The organism is Streptomyces sp. NPDC006602, assembly GCF_042870385.1.
Classification (GTDB): Bacteria; Actinomycetota; Actinomycetes; order Streptomycetales; family Streptomycetaceae; genus Streptomyces.
On record NZ_JBIAHG010000001.1, the window covers coordinates 566,973 to 593,680 of the forward strand.

20 protein-coding genes are annotated in these 26,708 nt (G+C 70.2%); 9 read left to right on the forward strand and 11 right to left on the reverse strand.

What is annotated here, in order from left to right; all coding sequences use genetic code 11:
* Positions 1 to 40: 40 nt before the first annotated feature.
* The 4 genes from ACFYO2_RS02595 to ACFYO2_RS02610 form a co-directional block, all read right to left on the reverse strand.
* On the reverse strand, positions 41 to 1,786 hold the full coding sequence (locus ACFYO2_RS02595; RefSeq protein ID WP_388342955.1) for a glycoside hydrolase family 13 protein: 1,746 nt from the start codon (positions 1,784 to 1,786) through the stop codon (positions 41 to 43).
* 213 nt (positions 1,787 to 1,999) lie between these two features.
* Positions 2,000 to 2,911 carry a sugar ABC transporter permease gene (locus ACFYO2_RS02600; protein ID WP_388342957.1) on the reverse strand — a complete coding sequence of 304 codons (912 nt, stop codon included), beginning with the start codon at positions 2,909 to 2,911 and terminating at the stop codon, positions 2,000 to 2,002.
* Positions 2,912 to 2,924: 13 nt separating this feature from the next.
* Positions 2,925 to 3,929, reverse strand: a complete 1,005-nt coding sequence (locus tag ACFYO2_RS02605) for a carbohydrate ABC transporter permease (RefSeq protein ID WP_388342960.1) — start codon at positions 3,927 to 3,929, stop codon at positions 2,925 to 2,927.
* 130 nt (positions 3,930 to 4,059) lie between these two features.
* Positions 4,060 to 5,328 (reverse strand): extracellular solute-binding protein, encoded by a 1,269-nt coding sequence (locus tag ACFYO2_RS02610; protein WP_388342963.1) that lies wholly within the window; start codon positions 5,326 to 5,328, stop codon positions 4,060 to 4,062.
* A gap of 381 nt (positions 5,329 to 5,709) precedes the next feature.
* Here ACFYO2_RS02610 and ACFYO2_RS02615 point away from each other — a divergent pair, with 381 nt between their 5' ends.
* Together ACFYO2_RS02615 and ACFYO2_RS02620 are read left to right on the forward strand one after the other, a co-directional pair.
* Positions 5,710 to 6,744 (forward strand): LacI family DNA-binding transcriptional regulator, encoded by a 1,035-nt coding sequence (locus tag ACFYO2_RS02615; protein ID WP_388342965.1) that lies wholly within the window; start codon positions 5,710 to 5,712, stop codon positions 6,742 to 6,744.
* 172 nt (positions 6,745 to 6,916) lie between these two features.
* A complete protein-coding gene (locus ACFYO2_RS02620; RefSeq protein ID WP_388342967.1) occupies positions 6,917 to 7,771 on the forward strand; it encodes a phosphatase PAP2 family protein in 855 nt (284 codons plus the stop codon).
* Between the two features lie 55 nt (positions 7,772 to 7,826).
* Here ACFYO2_RS02620 and ACFYO2_RS02625 read toward each other — a convergent pair whose 3' ends face one another.
* The gene (locus ACFYO2_RS02625; RefSeq protein ID WP_388342970.1) at positions 7,827 to 10,823 is read right to left on the reverse strand and encodes a bifunctional [glutamine synthetase] adenylyltransferase/[glutamine synthetase]-adenylyl-L-tyrosine phosphorylase; all 2,997 of its coding nucleotides are present in this window, start codon (positions 10,821 to 10,823) and stop codon (positions 7,827 to 7,829) included.
* Between the two features lie 83 nt (positions 10,824 to 10,906).
* Positions 10,907 to 11,791: a hypothetical protein gene (locus ACFYO2_RS02630; protein WP_388342973.1), complete on the reverse strand. Its 885-nt coding sequence runs from the start codon at positions 11,789 to 11,791 to the stop codon at positions 10,907 to 10,909.
* Between the two features lie 162 nt (positions 11,792 to 11,953).
* Here ACFYO2_RS02630 and ACFYO2_RS02635 point away from each other — a divergent pair, with 162 nt between their 5' ends.
* Genes ACFYO2_RS02635 through ACFYO2_RS02645 form a run of 3 tightly spaced genes read left to right on the forward strand, consistent with a single transcriptional unit; the run spans position 11,954 to position 13,742 of the window.
* Positions 11,954 to 12,709: a response regulator transcription factor gene (locus ACFYO2_RS02635; RefSeq protein ID WP_388342976.1), complete on the forward strand. Its 756-nt coding sequence runs from the start codon at positions 11,954 to 11,956 to the stop codon at positions 12,707 to 12,709.
* A gap of 44 nt (positions 12,710 to 12,753) precedes the next feature.
* Complete coding sequence (locus ACFYO2_RS02640) at positions 12,754 to 13,263, forward strand: pyridoxamine 5'-phosphate oxidase family protein (RefSeq protein ID WP_388342979.1); 510 nt, start codon at positions 12,754 to 12,756, stop codon at positions 13,261 to 13,263.
* Between the two features lie 44 nt (positions 13,264 to 13,307).
* Positions 13,308 to 13,742 (forward strand): VOC family protein, encoded by a 435-nt coding sequence (locus tag ACFYO2_RS02645; RefSeq protein WP_388342982.1) that lies wholly within the window; start codon positions 13,308 to 13,310, stop codon positions 13,740 to 13,742.
* 85 nt (positions 13,743 to 13,827) lie between these two features.
* On the opposite strand, the gene ACFYO2_RS02650 is transcribed toward ACFYO2_RS02645, so the two are convergent.
* Positions 13,828 to 15,189, reverse strand: coding sequence for a glutamine synthetase family protein (locus ACFYO2_RS02650; protein ID WP_266440534.1), 1,362 nt, complete (start codon positions 15,187 to 15,189; stop codon positions 13,828 to 13,830).
* A gap of 365 nt (positions 15,190 to 15,554) precedes the next feature.
* Between ACFYO2_RS02650 and ACFYO2_RS02655 the strand changes: the two genes are divergently transcribed.
* The 4 genes from ACFYO2_RS02655 to ACFYO2_RS02670 all read left to right on the forward strand — a co-directional run bounded on the left by ACFYO2_RS02655 (position 15,555) and on the right by ACFYO2_RS02670 (position 21,202).
* Positions 15,555 to 16,217 carry a DUF3105 domain-containing protein gene (locus ACFYO2_RS02655; RefSeq protein WP_388342985.1) on the forward strand — a complete coding sequence of 221 codons (663 nt, stop codon included), beginning with the start codon at positions 15,555 to 15,557 and terminating at the stop codon, positions 16,215 to 16,217.
* A gap of 11 nt (positions 16,218 to 16,228) precedes the next feature.
* Entirely contained in the window at positions 16,229 to 16,834 is a 606-nt protein-coding gene (locus tag ACFYO2_RS02660; RefSeq protein WP_388342988.1) for a DUF305 domain-containing protein, read from the forward strand.
* 162 nt (positions 16,835 to 16,996) lie between these two features.
* Positions 16,997 to 18,937: a protease pro-enzyme activation domain-containing protein gene (locus ACFYO2_RS02665; protein WP_388342990.1), complete on the forward strand. Its 1,941-nt coding sequence runs from the start codon at positions 16,997 to 16,999 to the stop codon at positions 18,935 to 18,937.
* Between the two features lie 219 nt (positions 18,938 to 19,156).
* Positions 19,157 to 21,202 (forward strand): NAD(+) synthase, encoded by a 2,046-nt coding sequence (locus tag ACFYO2_RS02670; RefSeq protein WP_388342993.1) that lies wholly within the window; start codon positions 19,157 to 19,159, stop codon positions 21,200 to 21,202.
* A 460-nt stretch (positions 21,203 to 21,662) separates the two neighbouring features.
* On the opposite strand, the gene ACFYO2_RS02675 is transcribed toward ACFYO2_RS02670, so the two are convergent.
* The 4 genes from ACFYO2_RS02675 to ACFYO2_RS02690 form a co-directional block, all read right to left on the reverse strand.
* On the reverse strand, positions 21,663 to 22,883 hold the full coding sequence (locus ACFYO2_RS02675) for an MFS transporter (RefSeq protein ID WP_388342995.1): 1,221 nt from the start codon (positions 22,881 to 22,883) through the stop codon (positions 21,663 to 21,665).
* A 100-nt stretch (positions 22,884 to 22,983) separates the two neighbouring features.
* Positions 22,984 to 23,952: an endonuclease/exonuclease/phosphatase family protein gene (locus ACFYO2_RS02680; RefSeq protein WP_388343960.1), complete on the reverse strand. Its 969-nt coding sequence runs from the start codon at positions 23,950 to 23,952 to the stop codon at positions 22,984 to 22,986.
* Between the two features lie 273 nt (positions 23,953 to 24,225).
* Positions 24,226 to 24,873, reverse strand: a complete 648-nt coding sequence (locus ACFYO2_RS02685; protein ID WP_388342998.1) for a TetR/AcrR family transcriptional regulator — start codon at positions 24,871 to 24,873, stop codon at positions 24,226 to 24,228.
* Positions 24,874 to 24,944: 71 nt separating this feature from the next.
* Entirely contained in the window at positions 24,945 to 26,549 is a 1,605-nt protein-coding gene (locus ACFYO2_RS02690) for an MFS transporter (protein ID WP_388343001.1), read from the reverse strand.
* Positions 26,550 to 26,708: the final 159 nt, after the last annotated feature.

Below are 26,708 nucleotides of genomic sequence, written 5' to 3' on the forward strand. Positions count from 1 at the left end.
GCGGGCCTCTGAAAATTCCGGAAAATCCTTGCGGGGACGGTCAGTTGGCCGTCCACCACACCGTCGTGTCGGCCGGCAGCTTCGCCTCACCGTCCGTCTCGGCGATGTCGCCGCTGGCGAGGAGCAGGCGACCGTACTTCGGAGTCGTGACCGACTCGGCGCCGGTGTTGGCGACGCACACGAACTCGCCGCGGCGGAAGGCGAGAACGCCCTCGGGGGCCTTCAGCCACTCCACGGAGTCGCCCGCACCGAGGTCGGGCTGTTCGCGGCGGGCGGCGAAGGCGGCGCGGTACAGCTCCAGGGTGGAGCCGGGGACGCCGGTCTGGGCCTCGATGCTCAGCTCGCCCCAGCCCTCCGGCTGCGGCAGCCAGCTGCCACCGTCGCCGAAGCCGTACGACGATCCCCCGCGCGTCCACGGGATCGGCACCCGGCAGCCGTCACGGAAGCCGTCCTGGCCGGCGCCCCGGAAGTAGGCGGGGTCCTGACGCACCTCGTCCGCGAGGTCCACGACGTCCGGGAGGCCGAGTTCCTCACCCTGGTAGACGTACGCCGATCCGGGCAGCGCCAGCATGAGGAGGGTCGCGGCCCTCGCCCGGCGCAGGCCGAGTTCGCGGTCGCCCGCCGTGCGGATCTGGGTGCCGAGGCCGGGCGGGTTGGCGAAGCGGGTGGCGTGGCGGGTCACGTCGTGGTTCGAGAGTACCCAGGTGGAGGGGGCGCCCACCGGGCGCATCGCCTCCAGGGTGCGGTCGATGACCGCGCGCAGCTCGTTCGCGTCCCACTCCGTGCTCAGGTACTGGAAGTTGAACGCCTGGTGGAGTTCGTCCGGGCGGACGTAGTTGGCGGTTCGCTCGACGGTCGGCGTCCACGCCTCGGCGACGAAGATGCGCCCGCCCGTCTCCCGCCCCCGCCCTTCCGAGGAAGGCCCTTCGGGCCCTTTTTCATTTCCCGCGTACTCGTCGAGGACAGTGCGCCACTGGCGGTAGATCTCGTGCACGCCGTCCTGGTCGAAGAACGGCATGACATCGTTGCCCAACAGCTTGAGCTGCCCGTGCGATCCGAGGTCCGGGAGGCCCTCCGCCTTCACCAGGCCGTGGGCCACGTCGATGCGGAAGCCGTCGACGCCCATGTCGAGCCAGAAGCGCAGGATGGAGCGGAACTCGTCGCCGACGGCCGGGTGGTCCCAGTTGAAGTCGGGCTGCTCGGGCGCGAAGAGGTGCAGGTACCACTCGCCCAGGGTGCCGTCCGGCTCGGTGACGCGGGTCCAGGCCGGGCCCCCGAAGATCGACTCCCAGTCGTTGGGCGGGAGTTCGCCCCGCTCGCCCTTGCCGGGCCGGAAGTGGTAGCGGTCCCGCAGCGGCGAGCCGGGGCCCTCCGCGATCGCCCGCCTGAACCACTCGTGCTGGTCGGAGGAGTGGTTGGGGACCAGGTCGACGATGATCCTGAGGCCCAGGTCGCGGGCGGAGCGGATCAGCGCGTCGGCGTCCAGGAGGTTGCCGAACATGGGGTCGACGGCCCGGTAGTCCGCGACGTCGTAGCCGGCGTCGGCCTGCGGGGACGCGTAGAAGGGGCTGAGCCACACGGCGTCCACGCCGAGGTCGCGCAGGTACGGCAGTCGGGCGCGGATACCCTCCAGGTCGCCCATGCCGTCGCCGTTGCTGTCGGCGAAGCTGCGCGGATAGACCTGGTAGATCACCGCGTCGCGCCACCAGTCGCGGCGCTTGACGACGGTGGCGACAGCCGCTTCAGAAGGGGTCGGGGCCGGGTCGGCGGAGTGCTGCTGGCTCATGGCGTCCTTGATGCGATGGTCGGGAAGGCTCTGCTCAATTGTCGCGCGCGCAGGTTTTGCGCGGTTTACGGAAGGCTCGGGGTTTCTCGGGTCACGGATGTGAGGCGGCCGCGGTGACAGCGGGGTCGGATGGCCACCGCGGCCGCCACCCGCGCGGTCAGGCGCGCGGGAGTCGTGATGCACGTGACGGATGTGACGGACCTGACGGAAGGGTCAGCCCTTCGTGCCGCCCGCGGTGAGGCCGGTCACCAGGTTCCTCTGCACGAAGTAGAAGAACGCGGAGACGGGTATGGCGATCAGTACCGCGGTGGCGGCCATGAGGTTGCGCTGCGCGTCGTGCTCGCTGACGAAGGTCTGCAGTCCGACGGCGAAGGTGTACTTCGTGTCGGACAGCATGAACGTCGCGGCGAAGGCGACCTCGCCGAAGGCGGTGAGGAAACTGTAGAACGCGGCGACCGCCAGGCCCGGCTTGGCGAGCGGCAGGATCAGCCGCGCGAACGTGCCGAAGGGGTTCAGCCCGTCGACCCGCCCGGCCTCGTCGATCTCGAACGGGATGGTGTCGAAGTAGCCCTTCATCAGCCATGCGCAGTACGGAACGGTGGTCGTGCAGTACACCAGGACGAGGCCGAGGTAGCTGTCGATGAGCTGCAGTTCCGACAGGATCTGGTACATCGGCACGATGAGTACGGCCACCGGGAACATCTGCGTGACCAGGAGCACCCACATGAACTTGCGGTAGCCCGGGAAGCGCATGCGCGAGACCGCGTACCCGGTGGTCGCGGAGATGACCACACCGATGAGCGTGGTGCCCAGGGTGACGATCATGGTGGTCTGCAGCCAGTCGAGGAACTTCGTCTCCTGGAGCACGAACGTGTAGTTGTCGAACGTCATCTTGCCCCAGATGCGCCCGGGATGCAGGTAGTCGTCCTTGTCCGGGCCGAGCGACAGGAACACCAGCCACGCGACCGGCAAGAGCGCCACCAGGCTCGCGGCGATCAGGATGCCGTGGGAGGCGAACCGGACGGCGGGGGTGCTCTCGCCGCGCTTGCGGGTCTTGCGCGGCGAGGACTCCCTGGAGTCCGCCGCGGTCGCCGCGGCGGAGGTCTCGACGGTGGTCGTACTCATGGGGACTCCTGCCTCAGATCGCGAGCTGCTGGTCATTGCGGTTCAGCCAGCGGCGGTAGAAGGAGGTGAAGACGATCAGGATGGCCAACAGCAGGATGCCGTAGGCCGCCGACTGCGCGAAGTCACGCGGCTGCTGTCCGAAGCCGAGGTAGTACGCCCAGGTGACGAGGATCTGGGCGTCCGGGGCGGTGTTGCCGAACAGTATGAAAATGATGGTGAACTGGTTGAAGGTCCAGATGACGCCGAGCAGTACGACGGTGGAGCTGACGGACCTCAGGCCTGGCAGCGTGACGTACCGGAACTGCTGCCAGGCACTGGCCCCGTCCATCTCGGCCGCCTCGTACAGCGAGGTGTCGATGGACTGCAGGCCGCCGAGCAGCGACAGCATCATGAACGGCACACCGCACCAGGTGTTGACCATGATCGCGGAGAACCGCTGCCAGAAGGTGTCCTCCAGCCACAGCGGCGAGGGCAGATGGAGCGTGTCCAGGAAGGAGTTGATCACGCCGCCGTCGGCGAGCATGAACCGCCAGCCGAAGACGGTGACGAAGGTCGGCACGGCCCACGGCAGGATCAGGATCAGCCGGTAGAGGGTGCGGCCGCGCAGGTTCTGGTTGAGCAGCAGGGCGAGGCCGAGGCCGATCGTGTAGTGCAGGGTGACGCAGAGCGCGGTCCACACGATCGTCCAGACGAAGTGCGACCAGAAGCGGTCGTAGGCCGTGTCGCCCCACAGGATGTCGGCGTAGTTGTCGAGGCCGATGAACTTGTAGGTGGCGTCGATGTGGTTGACGCCGATCGTGCGGGCACTGTTGAGGCTGTCGGCGTCGGTGAGCGTGAGGTAGAGGCCGTACGCCAGGGGGTAGAGCACGAGGACCCCGAGGACGATCACCACCGGGGCGATCATCGCGTACGCGTACCAGTGCTTCTCGTAGCCGCGCCTCAGGCGCCGGCCCAGTCCGGACTTCGGCTCGCGGTCACCGCGGCGCTTGCCGGTCGCGCGGTCGATGGCGACTGTCATGGGTTCGACACCTTCTTCGACACCTGCTTCGACACCTTCTGGAAGATCTTCGGCCTGCACGGCCTGGCCACAGGCCGGTGGCCGCCGGATCCCTCCCCCGGTTCGCGGGGGATCCGGCGGCCACTCGGGGTCACTTGGTGAAGTCCGGGACCAGCTTGGCGATCGCGGTCTCGGCCTTGCCCAGGCCCTCGTCCAGGGACTCCTTGCCCCCGGCGATCTGCGGCAGCTCGGTGTCCAGCGGGCCCCACAGGGAGCTGTACTCGGGCAGGGCCGGGCGCGGCTGGGCGGCGGGCAGGACGCCCTGGAAGCCGGCGATGCCCGGGTCGGCCTTGACCTCGGCGGTGTAGGCGTCGTCGCGGGTCGGCAGGGTGGAGTTCTTCAGCGCGATGCTCGCCTGGGACTTCGCGGAGGTCATGAAGTTGACGAACTTCAGGGCCGCCTTCTGGTGGGCGGAGTCCGAACCGGCGTACACCGAGAGGTTGTGGCCGCCGGTCGGGGCGCCCGCCTTGCCGGTGGAACCGGCCGGGACGGTGGCGATGCCCAGGTTGTTCTTGTCCTTGAAGGCGGTGCCCTTGTAGAAGTTGGTGATCTCCCACGGGCCCTGGATGATCGAGGCGACCTTGCCGCTGACGAACGCCTCCTGGATGTGGGCGTAGGCGTCGGCGGTGGTGTCGGCCTTGTGCAGGCCCTTGCCGTCGAACAGGCTCAGCCAGGTCTCGTAACCCTTCTTGGCGGGCGCCGAGGCGACGGTCACCTTCTTGGCGGCGGCGTCGACGGTGTCGGTGCCCTCGCCGTGGAGGAACGTCTGCGCGTAGTAGGCCTGGGTGGAGCCCCAGTAGCCGTCGACGCCGGTCTTGGCCTTGACCGTGGCGGCGGCCTTCTTCAGGTCGTCCCAGGTCTTCGGGGCCTGGACGCCGGCCTTCTCGAAGAGTTCCTTGTTGTAGACCAGGGCGAGGGTGTCGGTGACCAGCGGCACGCCGTAGGTCTTGCCGTCGTACTTGGCCTGCTCGATCAGGTTGGGCTGGAAGCTGCTCTCGTCCGCGAGGGCCTCGGTGCCGTCCAGCGGCAGGAAGAAACCCTTCTTCGCGAAGGCGGGGGTCCAGCCGACCTCGGAGCGCAGGATGTCCGGGGCGCCCTTGGAGCCTGCGGCGGTGTCGAACTTGTTCTGTGCCTGGTCGAAGGGCACGTTGACGTACTTGACCTTGACGTCCTTGTTGGCGGCCTCGAAGTCCTTGATCAGGGCCTGGTACGTCGGCGCCTCGTTGGTGGCGTTGGAGGTGTCCCACCAGGTGATGGTGACCGGACCGTCGGCCGAGTCGCCGCCGTCACTTCCGCCGCAGGCCGTCGCCGCGAGGGCGAGGGACGCCACCAGCGCGGTGGCCGCTATGCCACGCCGCATGAGTTCTCCTTGAGGGTGAAAGCCCGTGTGCTCACAGGAAACGGCCCCGTCTGCCGCTCCTGTCGACTTGCCGACCGCGTCGTTGCCGCCGCCGGGCGTCGCCGAACGTAACAGCGATGTAAGCGTCTCGAAAGTCCTTGCAGCAAAAAAGTGCAAGAGATCTTCGAAGTTATCCGGGCGTGACCTGACGGCGACCATCGTGAGACGCTTATTTGCGGCAGTCGAGCAGTTGGGACGGGCTGTGCAAGACTCTGCAAGCTCTTGCCATCACTTTCACGAGGGAGCGCGATGACCCAGCAGCCCGGAGCGGGCCGGTCAGCAGGTCGCCCAAGGCGCCGGTTCGGTGTGCAAGGTGACACCCGGCCGGTACAGTCCCACCCTGTGACCACACGGCTTGCCGACATCGCTGCTCAGGCGGGGGTGAGCGAAGCGACCGTCAGCCGCGTCCTCAACGGCAAGCCGGGCGTCGCCGCCACCACCCGCCAGTCCGTGCTGGCCGCCCTCGACGTGCTGGGCTACGAACGCCCGGTGCGTCTGCGGCAGCGCAGCGAGGGCCTGGTGGGCCTGATAACTCCGGAGCTGGAGAACCCCATATTCCCGGCGCTGGCCCAGGTCATCGGCCAGGCGCTGACCCGGCAGGGCTACACGCCGGTGCTCGCCACCCAGACACCGGGCGGCTCCACGGAGGACGAGCTGACGGAGATGCTCGTCGACCGGGGCGTGGCCGGCATCATCTTCGTCTCAGGTCTGCACGCGGACACCTCCGCGGACATGCAGCGTTACGAGCAGCTGCGCGCGCAGGGCGTGCCCTACGTGCTGGTGGACGGCTTCTCGCCGAAGGTGCAGGCGCCTTTCATCTCCCCCGACGACCGGGCGGCGATGACACTGGCCGTCACGCACCTGGTGTCGCTCGGACACACGAGGATCGGTCTGGCGCTCGGCCCCAAGCGGTTCGTGCCGGTGCAGCGCAAGATCGAGGGCTTCGTCCGCACGATGCAGGACCTGCTGGGCCTGGGTACGGAGACCATCGAGACGGAGTTCGTCCAGCACTCCCTCTACACCCTGGAGGGTGGCCAGGCCGCGGCCACCGCGCTCATGGAGCGTGACTGTACGGCCGTGGTGTGCGCCAGCGACATGATGGCGCTGGGCGCGATACGGGCGGCACGGCAGCGCGGTCTGGACGTCCCGAAGGACATCTCGGTCGTGGGCTTCGACGACTCCCCCCTGATCGCCTTCACCGACCCGCCGCTGACGACGATCCGCAAGCCGGTCCCGGCGATGGGACAGGCGGCGGTCCGCACGCTCCTGGAGGAGATCGGCGGGACACCCGCGCCGCACAGCGAGTTCGTGTTCATGCCGGAACTGGTGGTGCGCGGTTCGACCGCCTCGGCTCCCGGGGAACGCGGACGCCACTGAGGTCGAACGGCCGTGGAACTGGTCACGCGGCTCGTTCTCAAGGCGGAGAAAACGACCATCTCGCAGTGCGCTGGTAGGAGGCTTCAGGGGTCTTCCGGGCGTAGAACGTGCGGCCCGGACCCGACCGGGGGATGATCGGCGGGAGAAGGCTTTTCTGGCAGACTCTGTGCTTATGACTGAGACGACCGTGACGACGCAGGAAGGGCCCGACGAGGCCGTTCGGCAGCCCGTCACGGCCGACAGCGGGCCGGGGCTCCTGCACCGTCTGCGCGCTCCGCGTCGGCCCCGCCTCTGGTTTGAGATCCTGCTGATCGCGGTGAGTTACTGGACGTACTCGCTCGTCCGCAACGCGGTCCCGGAGCAGCGGTCCGAGGCCCTGCGCAACGCCGACTGGATCTGGAAGGTCGAGCACCAGCTCGGCATCGCCGTCGAAGAATCCGTCAACCACGGCGTGAACTCGGTGACCTGGCTCATCGTCGGCATGAACTACTACTACGCGACCCTGCACTTCGTGGTGACGCTGGGTGTGCTCGTGTGGCTCTTCCGCAGCCATCCCGGCCGCTACGCCGCCACCCGCCTCGTGCTCTTCGCGACCACCGGCGTCGCCCTGGTCGGTTACTACCTGTATCCGCTCGCCCCGCCGCGCCTGATGAACGGCGGCCACTTCGTCGACACCGTCATGGCCCACCAGACGTGGGGCTCGATGGCCTCCGGCGACCTGAAGAACATGTCGAACCAGTACGCCGCGATGCCGTCGATGCACATCGGCTGGTCCCTGTGGAGCGGCCTGACGATCTTCGCGCTGGCGTCGGTCCCGTGGGTGCGGGTCCTGGGCCTGCTCTACCCGACGGCCACACTGATCGTCATCGTCGCCACCGCCAACCACTTCTGGCTCGACGCGGTGGGCGGCATCCTCTGCCTCACCTTCGGCTTCGCGGTGGCGCGGGTCTGGTACGGGGCACTCCCGTACACGCTCCCGAAGCTCGTCCCGGCCCGCGTAGGGCCTTTGCTGCCGACGAAGGCGTAGCCGAGCCCGGCCGCCTCCCGTCGACAGGACCCCGCAGCCTCCCGGCGCCCGAGGTCTACGCCCCGTAGAACAGCTCGTTCACCACGCTCCGCGCCCGTCGGGCCGTACGCCGGTAGTCGTCGAGCATGTCGCCGACGTGGCCGGGGCCGTAGCCCAGGTATCGGCCCACCGCGCCCAGTTCGCGGGCGTCCGAGGGGAAGGTGTCGCCGGCGCGGCCGCGTACGAGCATCACTGCGTTGCGTACGCGGGTGGCCAGGACCCAGGCCTCGTCGAGGGTCGCGGCGTCCTCGGCGGAGAGGAGGCCGGCCGTGCGGGCGGCGGCGAGGGCGGCGCGGGTGCGGGTCGTGCGCAGGCCGGCCACCTGTGCGCCGTGCCGCATCTGGATGAGCTGCACCGTCCACTCGACGTCGGAGAGGCCGCCGGGCCCGAGCTTGGTGTGCAGCTTCGGGTCGGCGCCGCGGGGCATCCGCTCGGATTCCATACGGGCTTTCAGGCGCCGGATCTCGCGTACGGCGTCGTCGCCGAGGCCGGCCGTCGGGTGGCGCAGCGGATCGATCAGCTCGATGAAGCGGCGGCACAGCTCCTCGTCCCCGGCGACGGGCTCGGCTCGCAGCAGTGCCTGCGACTCCCAGCCCAGGGACCAGCGGCGGTAGTAGGCCGCGTACGAGTTCAGCGTCCGCACCAGCGGCCCCGACTTGCCCTCGGGGCGCAGGTCGGCGTCGATGAGCAGGGGCGGGTCGGCGCTGGGGATCTGGAGGAGGCGGCGCATCTCGGAGACGACCTTGTTGGCCGCCTCGGATGCCTCGCGTTCGTCGACGCCCTCGCGCGGCTCGTGCACGAAGAGGACGTCGGCGTCGGAGCCGTAGCCGAGTTCGTGGCCGCCGAAGCGGCCCATGCCTATGACGGCGAACCGGGTGGGCAGGGTGTCCCCCCAGCCGTCCCGGACCACCGCGCGCAGCGTCCCGGACAGGGTGGCCGCCGTCAGGTCGGACACCGCGCCGCCGACCCGGTCCACGAGGGCACCCTGGTCGGCCTCGACCGGCTGTGACTCGGTGCCGTAGGAGCCCACGATGTCCGCGGCGGCCGTACGGAACAGCTCGCGGCGTCGGACACCGCGCGCGAAGGTGACCGCCTGCACGGCGCCGTCCGCGCGGCCGACCGCGGCGAGGATCTCCTGCTCCAGGGCCGCCCGGTCGCGCGGCTCCAGGCCGCCCGCGTCGCCGTCCCCGAGCAGGGCGACGGCCTCGGGGGCCCGCATCAGCAGGTCGGGGGCGAGGCGGCCGGCGGACAGGACGCGGGCGAGGTTCTCGGCGGCGGCGCCCTCGTCCCTCAGCAGCCGCAGGTACCAGGGGGTCCTGCCGAGCGCGTCCGACACCTTGCGGAAGTTGAGCAGCCCGGCGTCGGGGTCCGCCGAGTCGGCGAACCAGCCGAGCAGGACGGGCAGCAGCGTGCGCTGGATGGCCGCCTTACGGGTGACCCCGGAGGCCAGCGCCTCCAGATGCCGCAGCGCCGCCGCCGGGTCCGCGTACCCGAGCGCGACCAGCCGTTCGCGGGCCGCCTCGGGGCTCAGCCGGGTCTCGCCGGGAGCGAGCTGGGCGACCGCGTCGAGCAGGGGGCGGTAGAAGAGCTTCTCGTGCAGCCGGCGTACGACGCTGGTGTGCCGTTTCCACTCGCGGGTCAGCTCGGCGACCGGGTCGGCGCGCAGGCCGAGGGAGCGGCCCAGGCGCCGCAGGTCGGCCTCGTCCTCGGGGACGAGGTGGGTGCGGCGCAGCCGGTAGAGCTGGATGCGGTGCTCCATGGAGCGCAGGAAGCGGTAGGCGTCGTCGAGCTGGACGGCGTCGGCGCGGCCGACGTAGCCGCCGGTGGCCAGCGCCTGCAGGGCGTCCAGGGTGGTGCCGCTGCGGAGCGAGACGTCGGCCCGCCCGTGTACCAACTGGAGGAGCTGGACGGCGAATTCGACGTCCCTCAGGCCGCCGGGGCCGAGCTTCAGCTCGCGTTCGATCTCGGCGACCGGGATGTTCTCGACGACGCGGCGGCGCATCTTCTGCACGTCGGCGACGAAGTTGTCGCGCTCGGCGGCCTTCCAGACGAGGGGTTCGAGGGCGGCGACGTACTCCTCGCCGAGTTCTATGTCACCGGCCACCGGGCGGGCCTTGAGCAGGGCCTGGAACTCCCAGGTCTTGGCCCAGCGCTGGTAGTAGGCGACGTGGCTGGAGAGGGTGCGCACCAGCGGACCGTTTCTGCCCTCGGGCCGCAGGTTGGCGTCCACGGGCCAGATCGAGCCCTCGACGGTGGTCTCGGAACAGATGCGCATCAGGTGCGAGGCGAGCTTGGTGGCTGCCCTGACGGCCTTGCCCTCGTCGGCGCCCTCGACGGCATCGCCGACGAAGATGACGTCGACGTCGGAGACGTAGTTCAGCTCGTGTCCGCCGCACTTGCCCATCGCGATGACGGCGAGCCGGCACAGCGCCGCGTCGTCGGGCGCCGCGGCGCGGGCGATGGCGAGGGCGGCGCGCAGGGTCGCGGTGGCGAGGTCGGCGAGTTCGGCGGCGGTCTCCGCCAGGTCGGTGGTGCCGCACACGTCCCGGGCGGCGATGGACAGCAGGCAGCGGCGGTAGACGACGCGCAGCGAGACCGGGTCGGTGGCCTCGGCCAGGCCCCGTTCGAACTCCGCCACCCCGGGGTGGAGGTCGCTCGGCTCGTACATGACGAGGGCGTGCCAGTCGCTCGGGTGCCGGGCGAGGTGGTCGGCGAGCGCGGCGGAGGCGCCGAGCACACCGAGCAGCCGGTCGCGCAGCGGTTTGGCCGCTATCACCGTGTCGAGCAGTTCGCGCCGGGCGGTGGGCGCGGGCTGCGCCTCCAACAGCCGTACGAGACCGTGCAGGGCCAGGTCCGGGTCGGCGGTCGCGCCCAGCGCCTCCAGCAGGACCGGGTCGTCCCGCACGTGCGCGAGCTCCACGCCGTCCAGGAGGCGCTCGGCGGCGGAGGGGTCGGTGAAGCCGTGCCGCAGCAGCCGCGTGAAGGTACTGCTCCTGCGCCCCGGCGCCGTCATCCCGGCCTCCTGTCGGATCAAGGTCGTACGGCCCCGAGCCTAACCGGAGAAGCCGAGGGAAGCGCCGGGGCGCCTCAGAGGTTTCAGCGGGTCACCGACAGCGTCGCCGGTCGCCGCGGGTCCACGAGCACGGTGTCGCCCGGCCGGTCCGCGCCCTCGTCCGGGGGCAGGACGGCCGCGGTGTCCGGCGGTCCGGCGAGCGGCACCAGGACCTGTCGTACGGTGCCGGGGCGGCCGTCGCCGGGCAGCGAGGCGTACTGCACGTCGAGGCACTGCTTCCGCAGCCGCGCCAGCGCGGTCCCGACGGGCGTGCCCGCCGCCACCTCCGGGAGGACCACCCGCCGGTCGGCCCAGCGGTCGAGCCGCGCGCACGCCCGGTCGTCGGACGGCGGGGTGGGCTGTCCGGAGCGACCCCCGTGCGGTCCGGACAGGGTGAGCCGGACGCGGTCCCCACCGGTGGCGTTCGTGGTGTCGATCCGGATCGTGTCCCGGCGCAGCCACTGCAACGGGTGTCCGTCGAGGTCGGCACGGACCCAGCTCCCGGTGTCGACGAGGTACCCGGTCTCGACCGCCGGCTCGTCGAGCGGTGGCAACTGGCGGGCCCGCCCGCGTGAGGCCCGCTCCGTGTCCGTGTCCGTCTTCTCCGTCTCCGGCCAGTGCCGCAGGACCACCAGCAAGGTGCCGGCCGGTCGGGCGAAGGCGTGGGCGCGGCCCGCGGTCACCGGGTACGCACCGGCCGGCCTGACCGCCGTACGAGAGGTGCCGGAGAGCCGGATGTCGCCGCGGGAGCCGAGTGTGAGGGACGCGGTGGAGAACACCGTGTCGTCCGTTTCCTCCGAAGCGCCGGCTGCGGTTCCGCCGCAGCCGGTGGCGAGCAGTCCGGCGGCCACGGCGGCGGCGCCCGCGGCGAGGGCCGCGGGGCGGTGGGAGTGGGCGCGCCCGTCATGGGTACGCAGGTGGGAACGCATGGGATGACTCCGTCCGGTCCGGCGGCCGGGGTGGCCGCTGGTGTCGACAGTGCTCGCGTCAACGGCCGTAGCCCATTCGGCATTTGACGAATCCCCGGCGCCCTCGGCCCGCTCGGGGCGTAGATTCGCCGCACACGGGAGGCCCGGCCCCGGGAGGCCGCGATGACATCACCCCTGACGACGGCCGAGGTCCAGCTGCGGCGCATGGCGGACGTTCTGGACGAGGCCCGGCAGGATCGCTCGACAGACGTGCCCCCGCAGTCCCTGCTGCTCGGTCTGCAGCGCCTCGTGCCGTGCGACTGCGCCTGTTTCTCGGAGCTGGACGTTCCGACCCGGATCCATGTCAATGAGCAGGAGACGCCGTACGACGACTGGGGGAACATGGGGGAGGGTGGTTCGCTGGACGAGTACTGGCGCTGGCGCCACCAGCACCTGCAGTGCCTGCAGGTCACGCGGCCGCACATCAGCCCCGAGGTCATGCAGACGACCGACTTCATGTCACTGCGCGAGCTGACCAGCCTGCCGATCTACACGGAGTGTCTCCGCCCGTTCAAGTGCATCGCGGCGGTCGCCCTGCCCACCGCAACGAACCGCACCCGTGTCTTCCAGTTCCTGCGCAGGGACCCGAAGCCGTTCAGCGACCACGAGATGACCGTCCTGCGGCTGATGGCCCCGCACCTGTACGCGATCTACACCGAGGCCGCCCGCCGACGCCGGCCTCCCGTACAGCTGACCCTGCGGGAGCTGGACGTCCTGCGCTGCGTGGCCCGCGGCCTGACCACACCGGAGATCGCCGGGCAACTCGTCATCTCCCGGAGCACCGTCCGCAAGCATCTGGAGAACGCCTTCAATCGCCTGGGGGTCTCGAGCCGTACGGCGGCGGTGGCCCGGGTATTCCCTGACACAGAGGCGGTGTGACGCCTCTGTGCCGCGACGTACTCGGTCACGAGGAGGAGCGCCCCATGACGGACAACGACCCGCAGACCCGTCTCGACCCCCGCTACAGCGACGAGACCGCCACCGCGATCCCCTGGCGCGACGCCGAGGCGCTGCTCTTTGCGGCCGAGCTGTTCTGGATCTCGACGGTACGGCCGGACGGGCGGCCGCATGTGACACCGCTGCCCGCGGTGTGGGCGCACGGCGCGCTGCACTTCTGTACCGGGCCAGAGGAGCGCAAGGCGAAGAACCTGGCGCACAATCCGCACGTCGTGCTGACGACCGGCACCAACATCTGGGACAAGGGCTACGACCTGGTGGTGGAGGGCGAGGCGGTGCGCGTGTCCGACGACGGCAGGCTGCGGGAGCTGGCCGCCGCGTGGGAGACCAAGTACGGCGATTTCTGGCACTTCGAGGTACGGGAAGGCTATTTCCACCACGGTCCTGGGCATGCCGTCGTCTTCGCGGTGGCGCCGCGCACCGTTTTCGGCTTCGGTAAGGGGGAGCCTTTCAGCCAGACGCGCTGGCGGTTCTGACGGCTCTCGGACGCTCTGCCGACGTCGACAAAGGAGTCACGCCCATGGACATGACCCTCGAAGTGATCCTGCTGCCGGTCTCCGATGTGGACCGGGCCAAGGAGTTCTACCAGGACAAGGTCGGATTCCATGTGGACCTCGACGGCGAGGTGATGCCCGGGGTGCGCATCGTGCAGCTGACCCCGCCCGGTTCCGGCTGTTCCATCGCCCTGGTCGACGGCCTGGAGGTCCCGACGGGGACACCGCAGCCTGGGACGTACCACGGAATGCAACTGTGCGTCACGGATGCCAAGGCCGCTTACGAGGAGCTGACCGCCCGCGGCCTCGACGTCAGCGAACCGCAGCAGTTCGCTCCGCAGGACGGCGCGACCTTCATGTACTTCAAGGACCCGGACGGGAACGGGTGGGCGATCCAGGAGTACCGGCGGCGGGCGACGGAGCCGCTGCATCAGGTGCTGGCAAAACTGGCGGAGCGGTAGCGCCGCCAAGGGGGCGCGGGGAACTGCGCGACCAGCCCTCACCGGGCCGCACTGTCCGCACGACCCGGCGCCCCACGGCAAACTCCTACAGCACCGGCAGGTTCTTCCGCAGCTCGAACGCCGTGACCTCGGAGCGGTACTCCTCCCACTCCTGGCGCTTGTTGCGCAGGAAGAAGTCGAAGACGTGCTCGCCGAGGGTCTCGGCGACCAGGTCGCTGCGTTCCATCAGCGTCAGCGCCTCGCCCAGGTTCTGGGGCAGGGGCTCGATGCCCATCGCGCGGCGCTCGGCGTCGGAGAGGGCCCAGACGTCGTCCTCGGCGCCCGGCGGGAGCTCGTAGCCCTCCTCGATGCCCTTGAGGCCGGCGGCCAGGAGCATGGCGTACGCCAGGTACGGGTTGGCTCCGGAGTCGATGGAGCGGACCTCGATGCGGGCGGAGCCGGTCTTGCCCGGCTTGTACATCGGGACGCGGACCAGGGCGGAGCGGTTGTTGTGGCCCCAGCAGATGTACGAGGGGGCCTCGCCGCCGGCGCCCGCGGTGCGCTCCGAGCCGCCCCAGATGCGCTTGTACGAGTTGACCCACTGGTTGGTGACCGCCGCGATCTCCGCCGCGTGCTTGAGCAGGCCCGCGATGAAGGAGCGGCCGACCTTGGAGAGCTGGTACTCCGCGCCCGACTCGTAGAAGGCGTTGCGGTCGCCCTCGAAGAGGGAGAGGTGCGTGTGCATGCCCGAGCCGGGGTGCTCGGAGAACGGCTTCGGCATGAAGGTCGCCTGGACGCCCTGCTCGAGCGCCACCTGCTTCATGACCAGGCGGAACGTCATGATGTTGTCCGCCGTGGACAGCGCGTCGGCGTAGCGGAGGTCGATCTCCTGCTGCCCCGGGGCGCCCTCGTGGTGGGAGAACTCGACCGAGATGCCCATCGACTCCAGCATGGTGATCGCCTGGCGGCGGAAGTCCATGCCGATGTTCTGCGGGGTGTGGTCGAAGTAGCCGGAGTTGTCGGCCGGGGTGGGCCGGGTGCCGTCGAGGGGCTTGTCCTTCAGCAGGAAGAACTCGATCTCCGGGTGGGTGTAGAAGGTGAAGCCCAGGTCGGAGGTGCGGGCCAGGGCACGCTTGAGCACGTACCGCGGGTCCGCGAAGGACGGCGAGCCGTCCGGCATGAGGATGTCGCAGAACATCCGGGCGGTGCCGGGGGCCTCCGCACGCCACGGCAGGACCTGGAAGGTCGACGGGTCGGGCTTGGCGATCATGTCCGACTCGTATACGCGGGCGAAGCCCTCGATCGCCGAGCCGTCGAAGCCGATGCCCTCGTCGAATGCCTGTTCCAGCTCGGCCGGGGCCACGGCCACGGACTTGAGGAAGCCCAGCACGTCCGTGAACCACAGGCGTACGAACCGGATGTCACGCTCCTCCAACGTCCGGAGCACGAACTCCTGCTGCTTGTCCATCTTGCGCTTCCCCATCCTTGCTGGTCAGGCCGCCTGTCTCCCGTACCACGGGAGGCGGTCGGGCACCTGGGCATCCCACCACAACACCATTTCACGAGTGTTGCGCACCTTGATCGTCCGGCCGACCTCGGAGTGAACGCCTCACGTCGGGCAGGTGTACTGCTCTGCCGCCCATCTTGCCTGCTCGGACCGACATACGTAATGCCGGGAGTCCCGCAACCTCCCGGGGCCGGGTCCCACGGGTATCCGATCCTCCCCGGATACCCGATCTTCGGCCATTCCTGTGCCCTCCCTACGAGAGTGCACTACTCCCCCATTACGATCAGCGGACCCGACCGGCACCCTTTCCCCAGAAGGACACACGCATGGGCTCCGCCAAGAACAGCAGCAGCGCCGCCCGCAAGGCGCGAATAGAGGAGATGCGGCGCGCCGAGCAGTCCCGTGAGCGCCGGAACCGGATCCTCACCATCGCCGCCAGTGTGGTGGTCGTCACGGGCCTCGTGGTCGGCGGAGTGGTCCTGGTGAACTCGCAGTCCGACGACGACAGCACCGCGGCCGACGCGAAGACCACGGGCAAGTTCGTCACCGGAGCGGACGGGGTGAAGACGTGGAGCGGCAAGCTGAGCCAGACCCACGTCACCAAGACGGTGAAGTACCCGACGGAGCCTCCGGTCGGCGGTGACCACAACCGGGTCTGGATGAACTGCAACGGCGACGTCTACACCAAGGCGATCGACAACATGAACGCCGTGCACTCCCTGGAGCACGGCGCGGTCTGGGTGACGTACACCAGCAAGGCCTCGAAGGCGGACGTGGCGTCGCTGGCGGCGAAGGTGAAGGCGACGCCGTACACGCTGATGAGCCCGGACGAGAAGCAGGCCGACCCGATCATGATCACCGCGTGGGGGAACCAGCGCACGGTGACCGGTGCCGACGACCCGAACCTCGCCAAGTTCTTCGAGAAGTTCGTGCAGGGCAAGCAGACGCCCGAGCCGGGCGCGGCGTGCACGGGTGGTCTGTCGCAGTGAGGTTCGCGTCGGTGGCCGTCGCCGTGGCCGGGGTACTGGTCGCGGGCGGCGCCATCACCTATGCCGTCGCCGAGGACGACGGTTCGAGCACGGTTGTTCCCGCCGCCGACTCCGCGGACGCCGGGTTCGCGCGGGACATGGCAGTGCACCATCAGCAGGCCGTCGAGATGTCGTACATCGTGCGCGACCGCACCGACGACGAGGAGGTGCGGCGCCTCGCGTACGACATCGCGCAGACGCAGGCCAACCAGCGCGGCATGCTGCTGGGCTGGCTCGACCTGTGGGGGCTGCCGAAGGTGTCGGCCGACTCGCCGATGACCTGGATGGGCATGGGCGACATGCCCTCCGGCAAGGACGGGTCGCTGATGCCGGGCATGGCGACCAACAGCGAGCTGAAGAAGCTGGGCACGCTCAGCGGCAAGCAGGCCGAGGTCTTCTATCTCCAGTTGATGACGGACCATCACAAGGGCGGGGTCCACATGGCCGAGGGCTGTGTGGACCGGTGCACGGCCGGTGTGGAGAAGCGGCTCGCGCGGGGCATGGTCAATGCGCAGGAGTCGGAGATCGATTTGATGACGGACCTGCTCAAGGAACGGGGAGCGCAGCCGCGCTCGTAGCGGGTTAACCCTCGGTCGGCGTAGCGGGTTAACCCTCAAATGGCTTTGTCATTAGGTTAATTGGGCTCTTCTTGGCACTCGCATTCCCCTGGCATGAACAGTTCATCGCGAGAGTGGCCACCGTCGAGTGATCCACTCGCGACGAACCGCACAGGGGGTTCCATGAGATCCAACCGCGCCAAGATGCGCGCCGGGGTGAGCATGGCAGCGACACTGCCGATGCTCGCGGGCGCGCTGGCGCTCGGCATACCCGCGGCGCACGCCGTGGACAACCCGGGCCGGGACACACTGGCCGGGACCAAGCCCGCGTGGGCCACGACCAAGGCCGACAAGGGCGCGACCGCCGACGGCAATCAGGTCTCCGCCCGGGTCTACCTCGCCGGCCGGGACGCCACCGGCCTCGCCGCGTACGCGAAGGCCGTGTCCGACCCGTCCTCCGCGTCGTACGGCAAGTACCTCAGCACGCAGCAGGCGCAGGCCAGTTACGGGGCCACCGACGCCCAGGTGAAGGCCGTCAGGTCCTGGCTGACGTCGGCCGGTCTGAAGGTCACGGGCGTGACGCGGCACTACGTCTCCGTCTCCGGTGACGTGTCCGCCGCCGAGCGGGCCTTCGGCACCCAACTGCACAACTACGCCAAGGGTTCCAAGACCTACCGCGCGCCCGCCAAGGCGGCCTCCGCGCCGGACAGCCTGAACGGTGCCGTCCTGACCGTCACGGGCCTGGACAACGCGCCGCACAAGGCGAGCCACGCGGACCAACTGCCGCCGCCGGACGCGGTGTTCAAGAACTCCGGGCCGTTCTCCTCGTACTACGGCTCGAACATCGCGACCACGCTGCCGGACGCGTACGGCGGGAAGATCCCGTACGCCGTCCAGGGCTACACCGGCAAGCAGCTGCGGGCCGCGTACGGCGCGGGCAGCTACACGGGCCAGGGGGTCCGGGTCGCCATCACCGACGCGTACGCCTCCCCGACCATCGCCTACGACGCGGCCACCTACGCGAAGAAGCACGGCGACGCGGCCTACACCAGCGGCCAGTTGCGCCAGGTCCTGCCCAAGAAGTACGCCCACACCGAGGAGTGCGGGGCGGCCGGCTGGTACGGCGAGGAGACCCTCGACGTCGAGGCCGTGCACGCGGTCGCGCCCGCCGCGAGCATCACGTACGTCGGCGGCGCGTCCTGCTACGACGACGATCTGCTCGACTCGCTGAGCAAGGTCGTCGACGGGCACCTGGCGGACATCGTGTCCAACTCGTGGGGCAGCATCGAGGCGGCCCAGACGCCGGACCTCGCGGCCGCCTACGACCAGGTCTTCCAGTTCGGCGCGGTCGAGGGCATCGGCTTCTACTTCTCCTCCGGCGACAACGGCGACGAGGTCGCCAACACCGGGACGAAGCAGGTCGACACCCCGGCCAACTCGGCGTGGGTGACGGCGGTCGGCGGCACCTCGCTGGCGGTCGGCAAGGGCGACAAGTACCTGTGGGAGACCGGCTGGGGCACCGAGAAGGCGCTGCTGTCCGCGGACGGCAAGAGCTGGACGGACTTCCCCGGCGCGTTCACCTCGGGCGCGGGCGGTGGCACCAGCGCGACGGTCGCCGAGCCGTACTACCAGCACGGTGTCGTCCCGACCTCGCTCGCCACGGCCAACAGCGCCGCCGGCAACCGCGTGGTCCCGGACATCTCGGCGATCGCCGACCCCAACACCGGCTTCAAGGTCGGCCAGACGCAGACCTTCCCGGACGGGTCGCAGCAGTACAGCGAGTACCGCATCGGCGGCACCTCGCTGGCCGCGCCGGTCATCGCGGCCGTACAGGCCCTCGCCCAGCAGGCGCGCGGCGGCAAGGCGATCGGTTTCGCCAACCCGTCGATCTACGCGAAGTACGGCACGAAGGCGTACCACGACGTCACGGACAACCCCACGGGCTCCGGCCTCGCGGTGGCCCGCGTCGACTTCGCCAACGCCTACGACGCGTCGGAGGGACTGCTGACCTCGGTCCGCACCCTGGGCGCGGACAGCTCGCTGAAGGCCGTGAAGGGCTACGACGACGTCACCGGCGTGGGTACGCCCGCGGGCGGCTACGTGGAGTCGTACCGACGGCGCTGACGACAGTGGCAGGGCCGTACGCGCCCGCTCCCCGAGGGCTTCCTCGGGAAGCGGGCGCTGTCGTGCGTGCCCGCTCCCCGCGGGACGGTACGGAGGGGCCGTCAGCCCATCGTGTCGCTCTGACGATTACACTGGCCGGGGGTCTCGACTCCGACTCGTGCTGACGAGATCCTCCGCGTCCGCCCTCCGTGCCCGTCCCCTTCTCCCGAGGAAGCACCGTTGAACTTCTGGTCGGTCTACCAGCACGGCTTCGCACGCATCGCCGCGTGCACGGGCCACACCGTCATCGCGGACCCGCCTGCCAACGCCGAAGCGGTCCTGCGCCAGGCGCGCGAATGCGCGCAGGACGGGGTCGCGGTCGCCGTCTTCCCCGAGCTGGGCCTGTGCGGCTACTCGATCGAGGACCTGCTGCTGCAGGACGCGCTGCTGGACGAGGTCGAGCAGGCGGTCGCGGCCGTGGTCGCGGGGTCGGCTCAGCTGCTGCCGGTCCTGGTCGTCGGCGCCCCGCTGCGTCACCGCAACCGGATCTACAACTGCGCGGTGATCGTGCACCGCGGCCGGATCCTCGGCGTCGTGCCCAAGTCGTACCCCCCGAACTACCGGGAGTTCTACGAGCGTCGGCAGCTCGCCGGGGGCGACGACGAGCGCGGCGGGACGATCCGGGTCGGCGGCGAGTCCGTGCCGTTCGGCGTGGACCTGCTCTTCGAGGCGGCGGACGTCCCCGGGCTGGTGCTGCACGCGGAGGTCTGCGAGGACATGTGGGTCCCGGTGCCGCCGAGCGCCGAGGCCGCCCTGGCCGGCGCGACCGTCCTCGTCAATCTCTCGGGCAGCCCGATCACGGTCGGCCGGGCCGAGGACCGCAAGCTGCTGTGCCGCTCGGCGTCCTCCCGCTGCCTCGCCGCGTACGTCTACGCGGCGGCCGGTCTCGGCGAGTCGACCACCGACCTGTCCTGGGACGGGCAGACCCTGATCTACGAGAACGGCGTGCTGCTGGCCGAGTCCGACCGCTTCCCTCTCGGCGACCAGTACGCGGTGGCCGACGTGGACCTCGACCTGCTGCGGCAGGAGCGGATGCGGATGGGCACGTTCGACGACAACCGCCGTACGCACGCCGCGCGGACCGGGGACTTCCGGACGGTGTCGTTCGAACTCGACCCGCCGACCACGGACCTGGGGCTGCGCCGCCGCGTCGAGCGGTTCCCGTTCGTGCCCGCCGACGCCGACCGGCTCGCCCTGGACTGCTACGAGGCGTACAACATCCAGGTTGCCGGGCTGCAGCAGCGGCTGGCCGCGATCGGCGGTCCGAAGGTGGTCATCGGGGTGTCCGGCGGCCTCGACTCCACGCACGCGCTGATCGTCGCCGCCCGCGCGATGGACCGTGCGGGGCGCCCGCGCACCGACATCCTGGCCTTCACGCTGCCCGGCTTCGCCACCAGCGACCACACCAAGGACAACGCCCACAAGCTGATGCGCTCCCTCGGCGTCACCGCCGCCGAGCTGGACATCACGCCGACCGCACGGCTGATGCTGAAGGAGATGGGCCACCCGTTCGCCTCCGGTGAGCCGGTGTACGACGTCACCTTCGAGAACGTGCAGGCCGGACTGCGCACCGACTACCTGTTCCGGCTCGCCAACCAGCGCGGCGGCATCGTGCTCGGGACCGGTGATCTGTCGGAGCTGGCACTCGGCTGGTCCACGTACGGCGTGGGTGACCAGATGAGCCACTACAACGTCAACTCGGGCGTACCGAAGACGCTGATGCAGCACCTGATCCGCTGGGTCATCAGCAGCGGCCAGTTCGACGAGGAGACCGGCAAGGTGCTGGCCGCGATCCTCGACACGGAGATCAGCCCGGAGCTGGTCCCGGGCGAGGAGATGCAGTCCACCGAGTCCAAGATCGGGCCGTACGCGCTGCACGACTTCACCCTCTTCCAGGTGCTGCGCTACGGCTTCCGGCCCTCGAAGATCGCCTTCCTGGCCTGGCACGCCTGGCACGACTTGGACGCCGGTGCGTGGCCGTCGGGCTTCCCGCAGGCCAAGCGGGTGGCGTACGACCTGACGGAGATCCGGCACTGGCTGGAGATGTTCTGCCGCCGCTTCTTCGCGTTCGCGCAGTTCAAGCGCTCGGCCATGCCGAACGGGCCGAAGGTCTCGGCCGGCGGTTCGCTGTCCCCGCGCGGTGACTGGCGGGCGCCGTCCGACGGCACGGCTCGGGCCTGGTTGCGCGAGCTGGCCCGCTTCGACGTCCCGGAAACGGAAGGCTGACCGCTCAGCGACGCGGTACGCCCGACCGGTCGGGCACGTCAAGCGGCAAGCAGCCGCCCGGCCCCGACCGGCGGAGCCTGCCGACACAGGTCGACCTCAGAGGGCGGTTACCGCCCTCTCAGAGGCCGCGCCGACCACCACCAGCCGAGCACTCCGGCACCAGCGACATCCGGAGTCCGGACACGGCGTCCTCACGGCCCCCGAGGCCCCCTGGGTCCCCGAGGCCCCCGGCACATGAGCCATGACGATCCGCTCGTGGCCGACCGCCGGAGCCCGGCGACGGACGTCTTGTCCGCGCCGGTCGGCGCGGCGGGCCGGCCGGCCGGCCGGCACGAACCGCGTCCGGCCGGTCCATGAACGTCGCCGCGATGGCCAGGCCGAGCACCGCCGGCACCGCGGCACCGCAAGGCACCAGCGGCACCAGCGGCACCAGCGGCACCAGGAGTTTGGACGCGACCTGCTACGGCCGCGCCATCTCCTCCGACGCCCCCGGCACATGTGCCATGACGATCCGCTGGTGACCGACCGCCGGAGCCCGGCGCCGGTCCACGAGTGTCGCCGCCGCGGCCACCAGCAGGCCGAGTACCGCCAGCCCCGCGCCCGCGAGCGCCGGTGACGTCACGCCGAAGCCCGCGGCCAGGGCGAGGCCGCCGATCCAGGCGCCACCGGCGTTGGCCAGGTTGAAGGCGGCCTGGTTGGCGGAGGAGGCCAGGGACGGGGCCGCCGAGGCCTTCTCCATGACCATCAGCTGGAGCGGGGAGCCGGTGACGAAGGCCGCCGAGCCGAGGAGGACGACCGCTACGGCCGCGCTCCACACCGTAGTCATCAGCACCGGGAACAGCGCCAGGACCAGCACCAGCGCCACCAGCCCGCCGAGCAGCGTGCCGCGCATCGAGTGGTCGGCCAGTCGGCCGCCGAGCAGGTTGCCCGCCGTCGCGCCCACGCCGAACAGGGCCAGCAGCAGGGTGACGCTGGAGTCGGCGTATCCGGCGGCGTCGGTCAGCATGGGCGTGACGTAGCTGTAGGCGGCGAAGAGGGCGCCGAAGCCCGCCACGGTGGTGCCCAGCGCCAGCCAGACCGGGAGGGACTTCAGCGCCGCGAGCTCGCCGCGCAGGCCCGTGCCGGGGGCCGAGACGTGGTCGCGCGGGATCAGCAGAGCCAGCGAGGCGATGGCCACCAGGCCGATCGCGCTGACGCCGAGGAAGGTCGCCCGCCAGCCCAGCTGTTGTCCCATGAGCGTGGCGACGGGGACGCCCGCGATGTTGGCGACCGTGAGGCCGAGGAACATCAGGGACACCGAGCGGGCCTTGCGCTCCGGCGCGACCATCGTCGTGGCGACGACGGCACCCACGCCGAAGAAGGCTCCGTGCGGGAGGCCGCTGAGGAAGCGGGCCGCCAGCAGCCAGTGGTGGTCGGGGGCGAACGCGGACAGCGCGTTGCCGACCACGAACAGGACCATCAGGCCGATGAGGACCTTGCGGCGGGACATCCGAGCGGTGGCGGCGGCGAGCAGCGGGGCGCCGATGACCACGCCCAGTGCGTAAGCCGAGACCAGGTGGCCGGCCTCGGGGAGGGAGATGTTCAGGTCGTCCGCGACGTCGGGCAGTAGGCCCATCATCACGAACTCGGTCGTACCGATGCCGAAGGCGCCCACGGCGAGGGCGAGCAGGGCCACGGGCATGAAGAAGACCATTGCCTTTCAGGGGAGAGCGGAGTTCCGTACCAGCATATGTTCAGTTACGGAACAAACACGCCCGCCCCCGGTATTCCGGCAGGTCGGATCAGTCCGACGTGGCGACGTTCACACGCGCGGCGACCGGAAGGTGGTCGCTCCCCGTCTCCGGCAGCGTCCAGGAGCTCTCCGGCTCGATGCCCTTCACCATGATCTGGTCGATCCGCGCCATCGGGAACGACGCCGGCCAGCTGAACCCGAAGCCGCTGCCCGCCGCGCCCTGCGTGGAACGCATCTGGGAGGTGACGGCGTTGAGCGAGCGGTCGTTCATGGTGCCGTTCAGGTCGCCGAGCAGCACGACCCTGGTCAGCTTCTCGTCGGCGATGGCCTCGCCGAGGGCGTCGGCGCTCTTGTCGCGCTGGTGGGCCGTGAACCCGGCTTCCAGCTTCACCCGAACCGACGGCAGGTGGGCGACGTACACCGCGACCTGACCGACCGGCGTGGTCACCGTGGCGCGCATGGCGCGCGTCCAGCCCAGCTTGATGTCGACGGGCTTGACCCCGGTGAGCGGGTACTTGCTCCAGAGCCCGACGGTGCCCTGCACCGAGTGGTACTTGTACGTCGACGCCAGCGCCTTCTCGTACGTCGGGACCGCCGCCTCCGTCAGCTCTTCCAGGGCGACCACGTCCGCGCCGGACGCGGCGACGTCGCGGGCGGTGCCGGAGGGGTCGGGATTGTCGGCGTTGACGTTGTGCGTGGCCACGGTGAGGTCGCCGCCGCCCGCGGCCTTGTCGGTGAGGAGGCCGCCGAAGAGGTTCAGCCAGACGACCAACGGGAGCAGCACCGCGATCAGGGCGGTCGCCGACTTCCTTACGACAGCGAGGACCAGGAGCACCGGCACGGCGACACCCAGCCAGGGCAGGAAGGTCTCGATGAGGCTGCCGAGGTTGCCGACGCGGTTGGGGATCTGCGCGTGCAGCAGCATGATCAGGGCGACCAGCACCGCGAGTCCGGCGACGACGAGGCCGCGGCGCCAGCTACGCCGGTCACCGAGCCAGCCGGTGAGCAGGCGGTTCATCAGGCGCCGGACTCGGGCTCCCCGGCGCTCGGGTCCCGAGCCTGAGTTGTCCGTCTCCGTCATGTACGCCTGCTGCGCCATACCGTCGCCTCACTGCTGTGCACACCGTTCGCCCCCCGTGTCCTACGACCCTAGGGGATGAGCGGCGCTGTTCCTGCCGTCCCATGACGGCCGTACGGGCACGAGGACGTACAAGTCGGCGCGGCGAGTTCCGGTCCCGCTCGGAGAAAGCGCCCTCTGTGACGAAACCCGCACGCGGGAGGCCGGACGGGCCTATGCGGAAGGCGAACTGACGGGCGGTGAACTGACGGGCCGTAGCCCTTCGAGCACCGTGTCGACGATCTGTTCGGACAGGCCCGCCGGGAGATCGGCGTCCGGGCGCATCACGGTGCGCACCAGCATGGGGCCCACGACCAGGTCGTTCACCAGCTCGACGTCGATGTCCGCGCGAAGCTCGCCGTTCTCCTGTCCACGGCGCAGGATGTCCATCTGTATCCGGCGGCGCGGTGCGATGACGGTCGCGTGGTACGCGGCCCAGACCTTCGGGCTGCTCTTCATCTGGGCGTAGACGTTGTGCAGCAGCGCGGACGAACGGGTCATCAGCCCGCGTTGGCGCAGCTGTTCGAGGAGGGCCACGAGGTCGTCCCGCATCGACGTGCCGGGGAGGTCCGCGTCGGCCGGCTCCGCCGTGCGCACGATGTCGACGAAGAGTTCCTCCTTGCCGCTCCAGCGACGGTAGATGGTGGCCTTGCCGACGCCCGCGGTACGGGCGATGCGCTCGATGGACAGCTCGGCGAGCGGTACGCCCTCCTCCAGGAGCTTCATCACCCCCTCGACTATGGCGCGCTCCACTGCCTCGCTGCGGGGACGGCCCCGTGCGGGGCCGTCCTGCGCGGGTCGGCTGTCGGCGAGGCTGCTCACGTCGCTGGGTCCCTTCTGTGATCTGGGGTGATTCTCCCCCGGTACGACCGCTGCTCCCCCGCGTACGGCTCCTACTCCCCCACGCGCGGCCGCTGCTCCGCCGCCACCAACTCCTGCTCCTCCTCGCCCTTGTGACGTGCCGGCTCCTTCCCCGGCAGGAACAGCCAGACGATCACGGAGCCGATCACCGCCACGCCCGCTCCCCACAGCGCGGTGGTGTGCATGGCGTGCAGGAACGCGTCGTAGGCCGGGCCGACGAGCGCGTCGCCGCGCGGGCCGAGCTTGGCGGCGACACCGAGGGTCGCCTCGATGGACTCCCCGGCGGTGTGGCGCAGGCCCGCGGGCACCGCGCCCAGCTTGCCCTCGATGTCGCCGCGGTACGCCGTGGACAGCACCGAGCCGAGTACGGCGATGCCGAGGGCGCCGCCGACCTGGCGGAAGGTGTTGCTGAGCGCGGAGGCGGAGCCGGCCTTCTCGCGGGGCAGGGCCTGCATGATGACGACGCTGACCGGGGTCATGATGTGGGCCATGCCGGTGCCCATCAGGAAGAAGATCACCTCGAGGATCCAGATCGGGGTGTCCGACTCCAGCGTGGCGAACGCGGCCAGCATCGCGGCGATGAGCAGCATGCCGGCCGTGGTGGTGGCCCTGTAGCCGAAGCGGTCGACGAGCAGCCGGGCACGCGGCGCGAAGATCAACTGGGCGGCGGCCAGCGGGAGCATCAGCAGACCGGTCTGCAGCGGGGAGTAGCCGCGCACGCTCTGGGTGTAGAAGACCGAGAAGAAGGTCACGCCCATCAGCGCGAAGAAGACCAGCGCGATGGCGGCGATCGCGGCCGAGAAGACCTTGTTCCGGAAGTAGGTGACGTCGATGGACGGGTGGCTGCTGCGCTTCTCGAACACGACGAAGACGACGAGCACCAGGACACCGGCGGCGATGGTCGCCAGCACCGTGGCGTCCGTGAAGTCGGCGATCTGGCCGCCCCTGATGATGCCGTAGACGAGCAGGACGAGGCCGACGACGGACAGGGCGACGCCGACGGGGTCGAGCCGGCCGGGATTCGGGTCGCGGGAGTCGGGCACCAGCCACACCATCAGCGCGAGCGTGAGGGCCACGATCGGCACGTTGATGAGGAAGACCGAGCCCCACCAGAAATGGTCGAGCAGCACACCGCCGGTGATCGGCCCGATGGCGATGGCCAGGCCCACGCCACCGGCCCAGATCCCGATGGCCTTCGGCTGTTCGTCGCGCTCGAAGACGTTCATCAGGACGGCGAGGGTGGCGGGCATCACGAAGGCGGCGCCGAGGCCCATCACCGCACGGAAGGTGATCAGCTCGACCGGCGAGCCGGAGGAGGCGGCGAGAGCGGAGCCGATGCCGAACACGACGAGCCCGCCGAGCAGCACCTTCTTGCGGCCCAGCCGGTCGCCGAGCAGACCGGCGCTGAACAGCAGGCCGGCGAAGACCAGGGTGTAGGCGTTGATCGCCCATTCCAGCTCGCCCTGGGTGGCGCCCAGGCCGGTGGGGGCGGGCGTCGAGATCGTCTTGATGGCGACGTTCAGGATCGAATTGTCGAGCACCACGATCAGCAGGCTCAGCATCAGGACGCCGAGGATCAGCCAGCGGCGCCGGTGCACCGCTTCCGGTATCCGGGGTTCGGGGACTGCGGTAGTCATGCCTACGAGCATACGACCATTTCGATACGGGACCGTCTCGTATCGTAAATCCTTTACCCGAGCCTTACGGTCGTGCGTGCCTGAACGGTCACAGCACCCTCCCCTAGCCGTCCCTGGCACGAGGTGCCACCATGGAGGTGATCCGGGGACGCCGTGAGG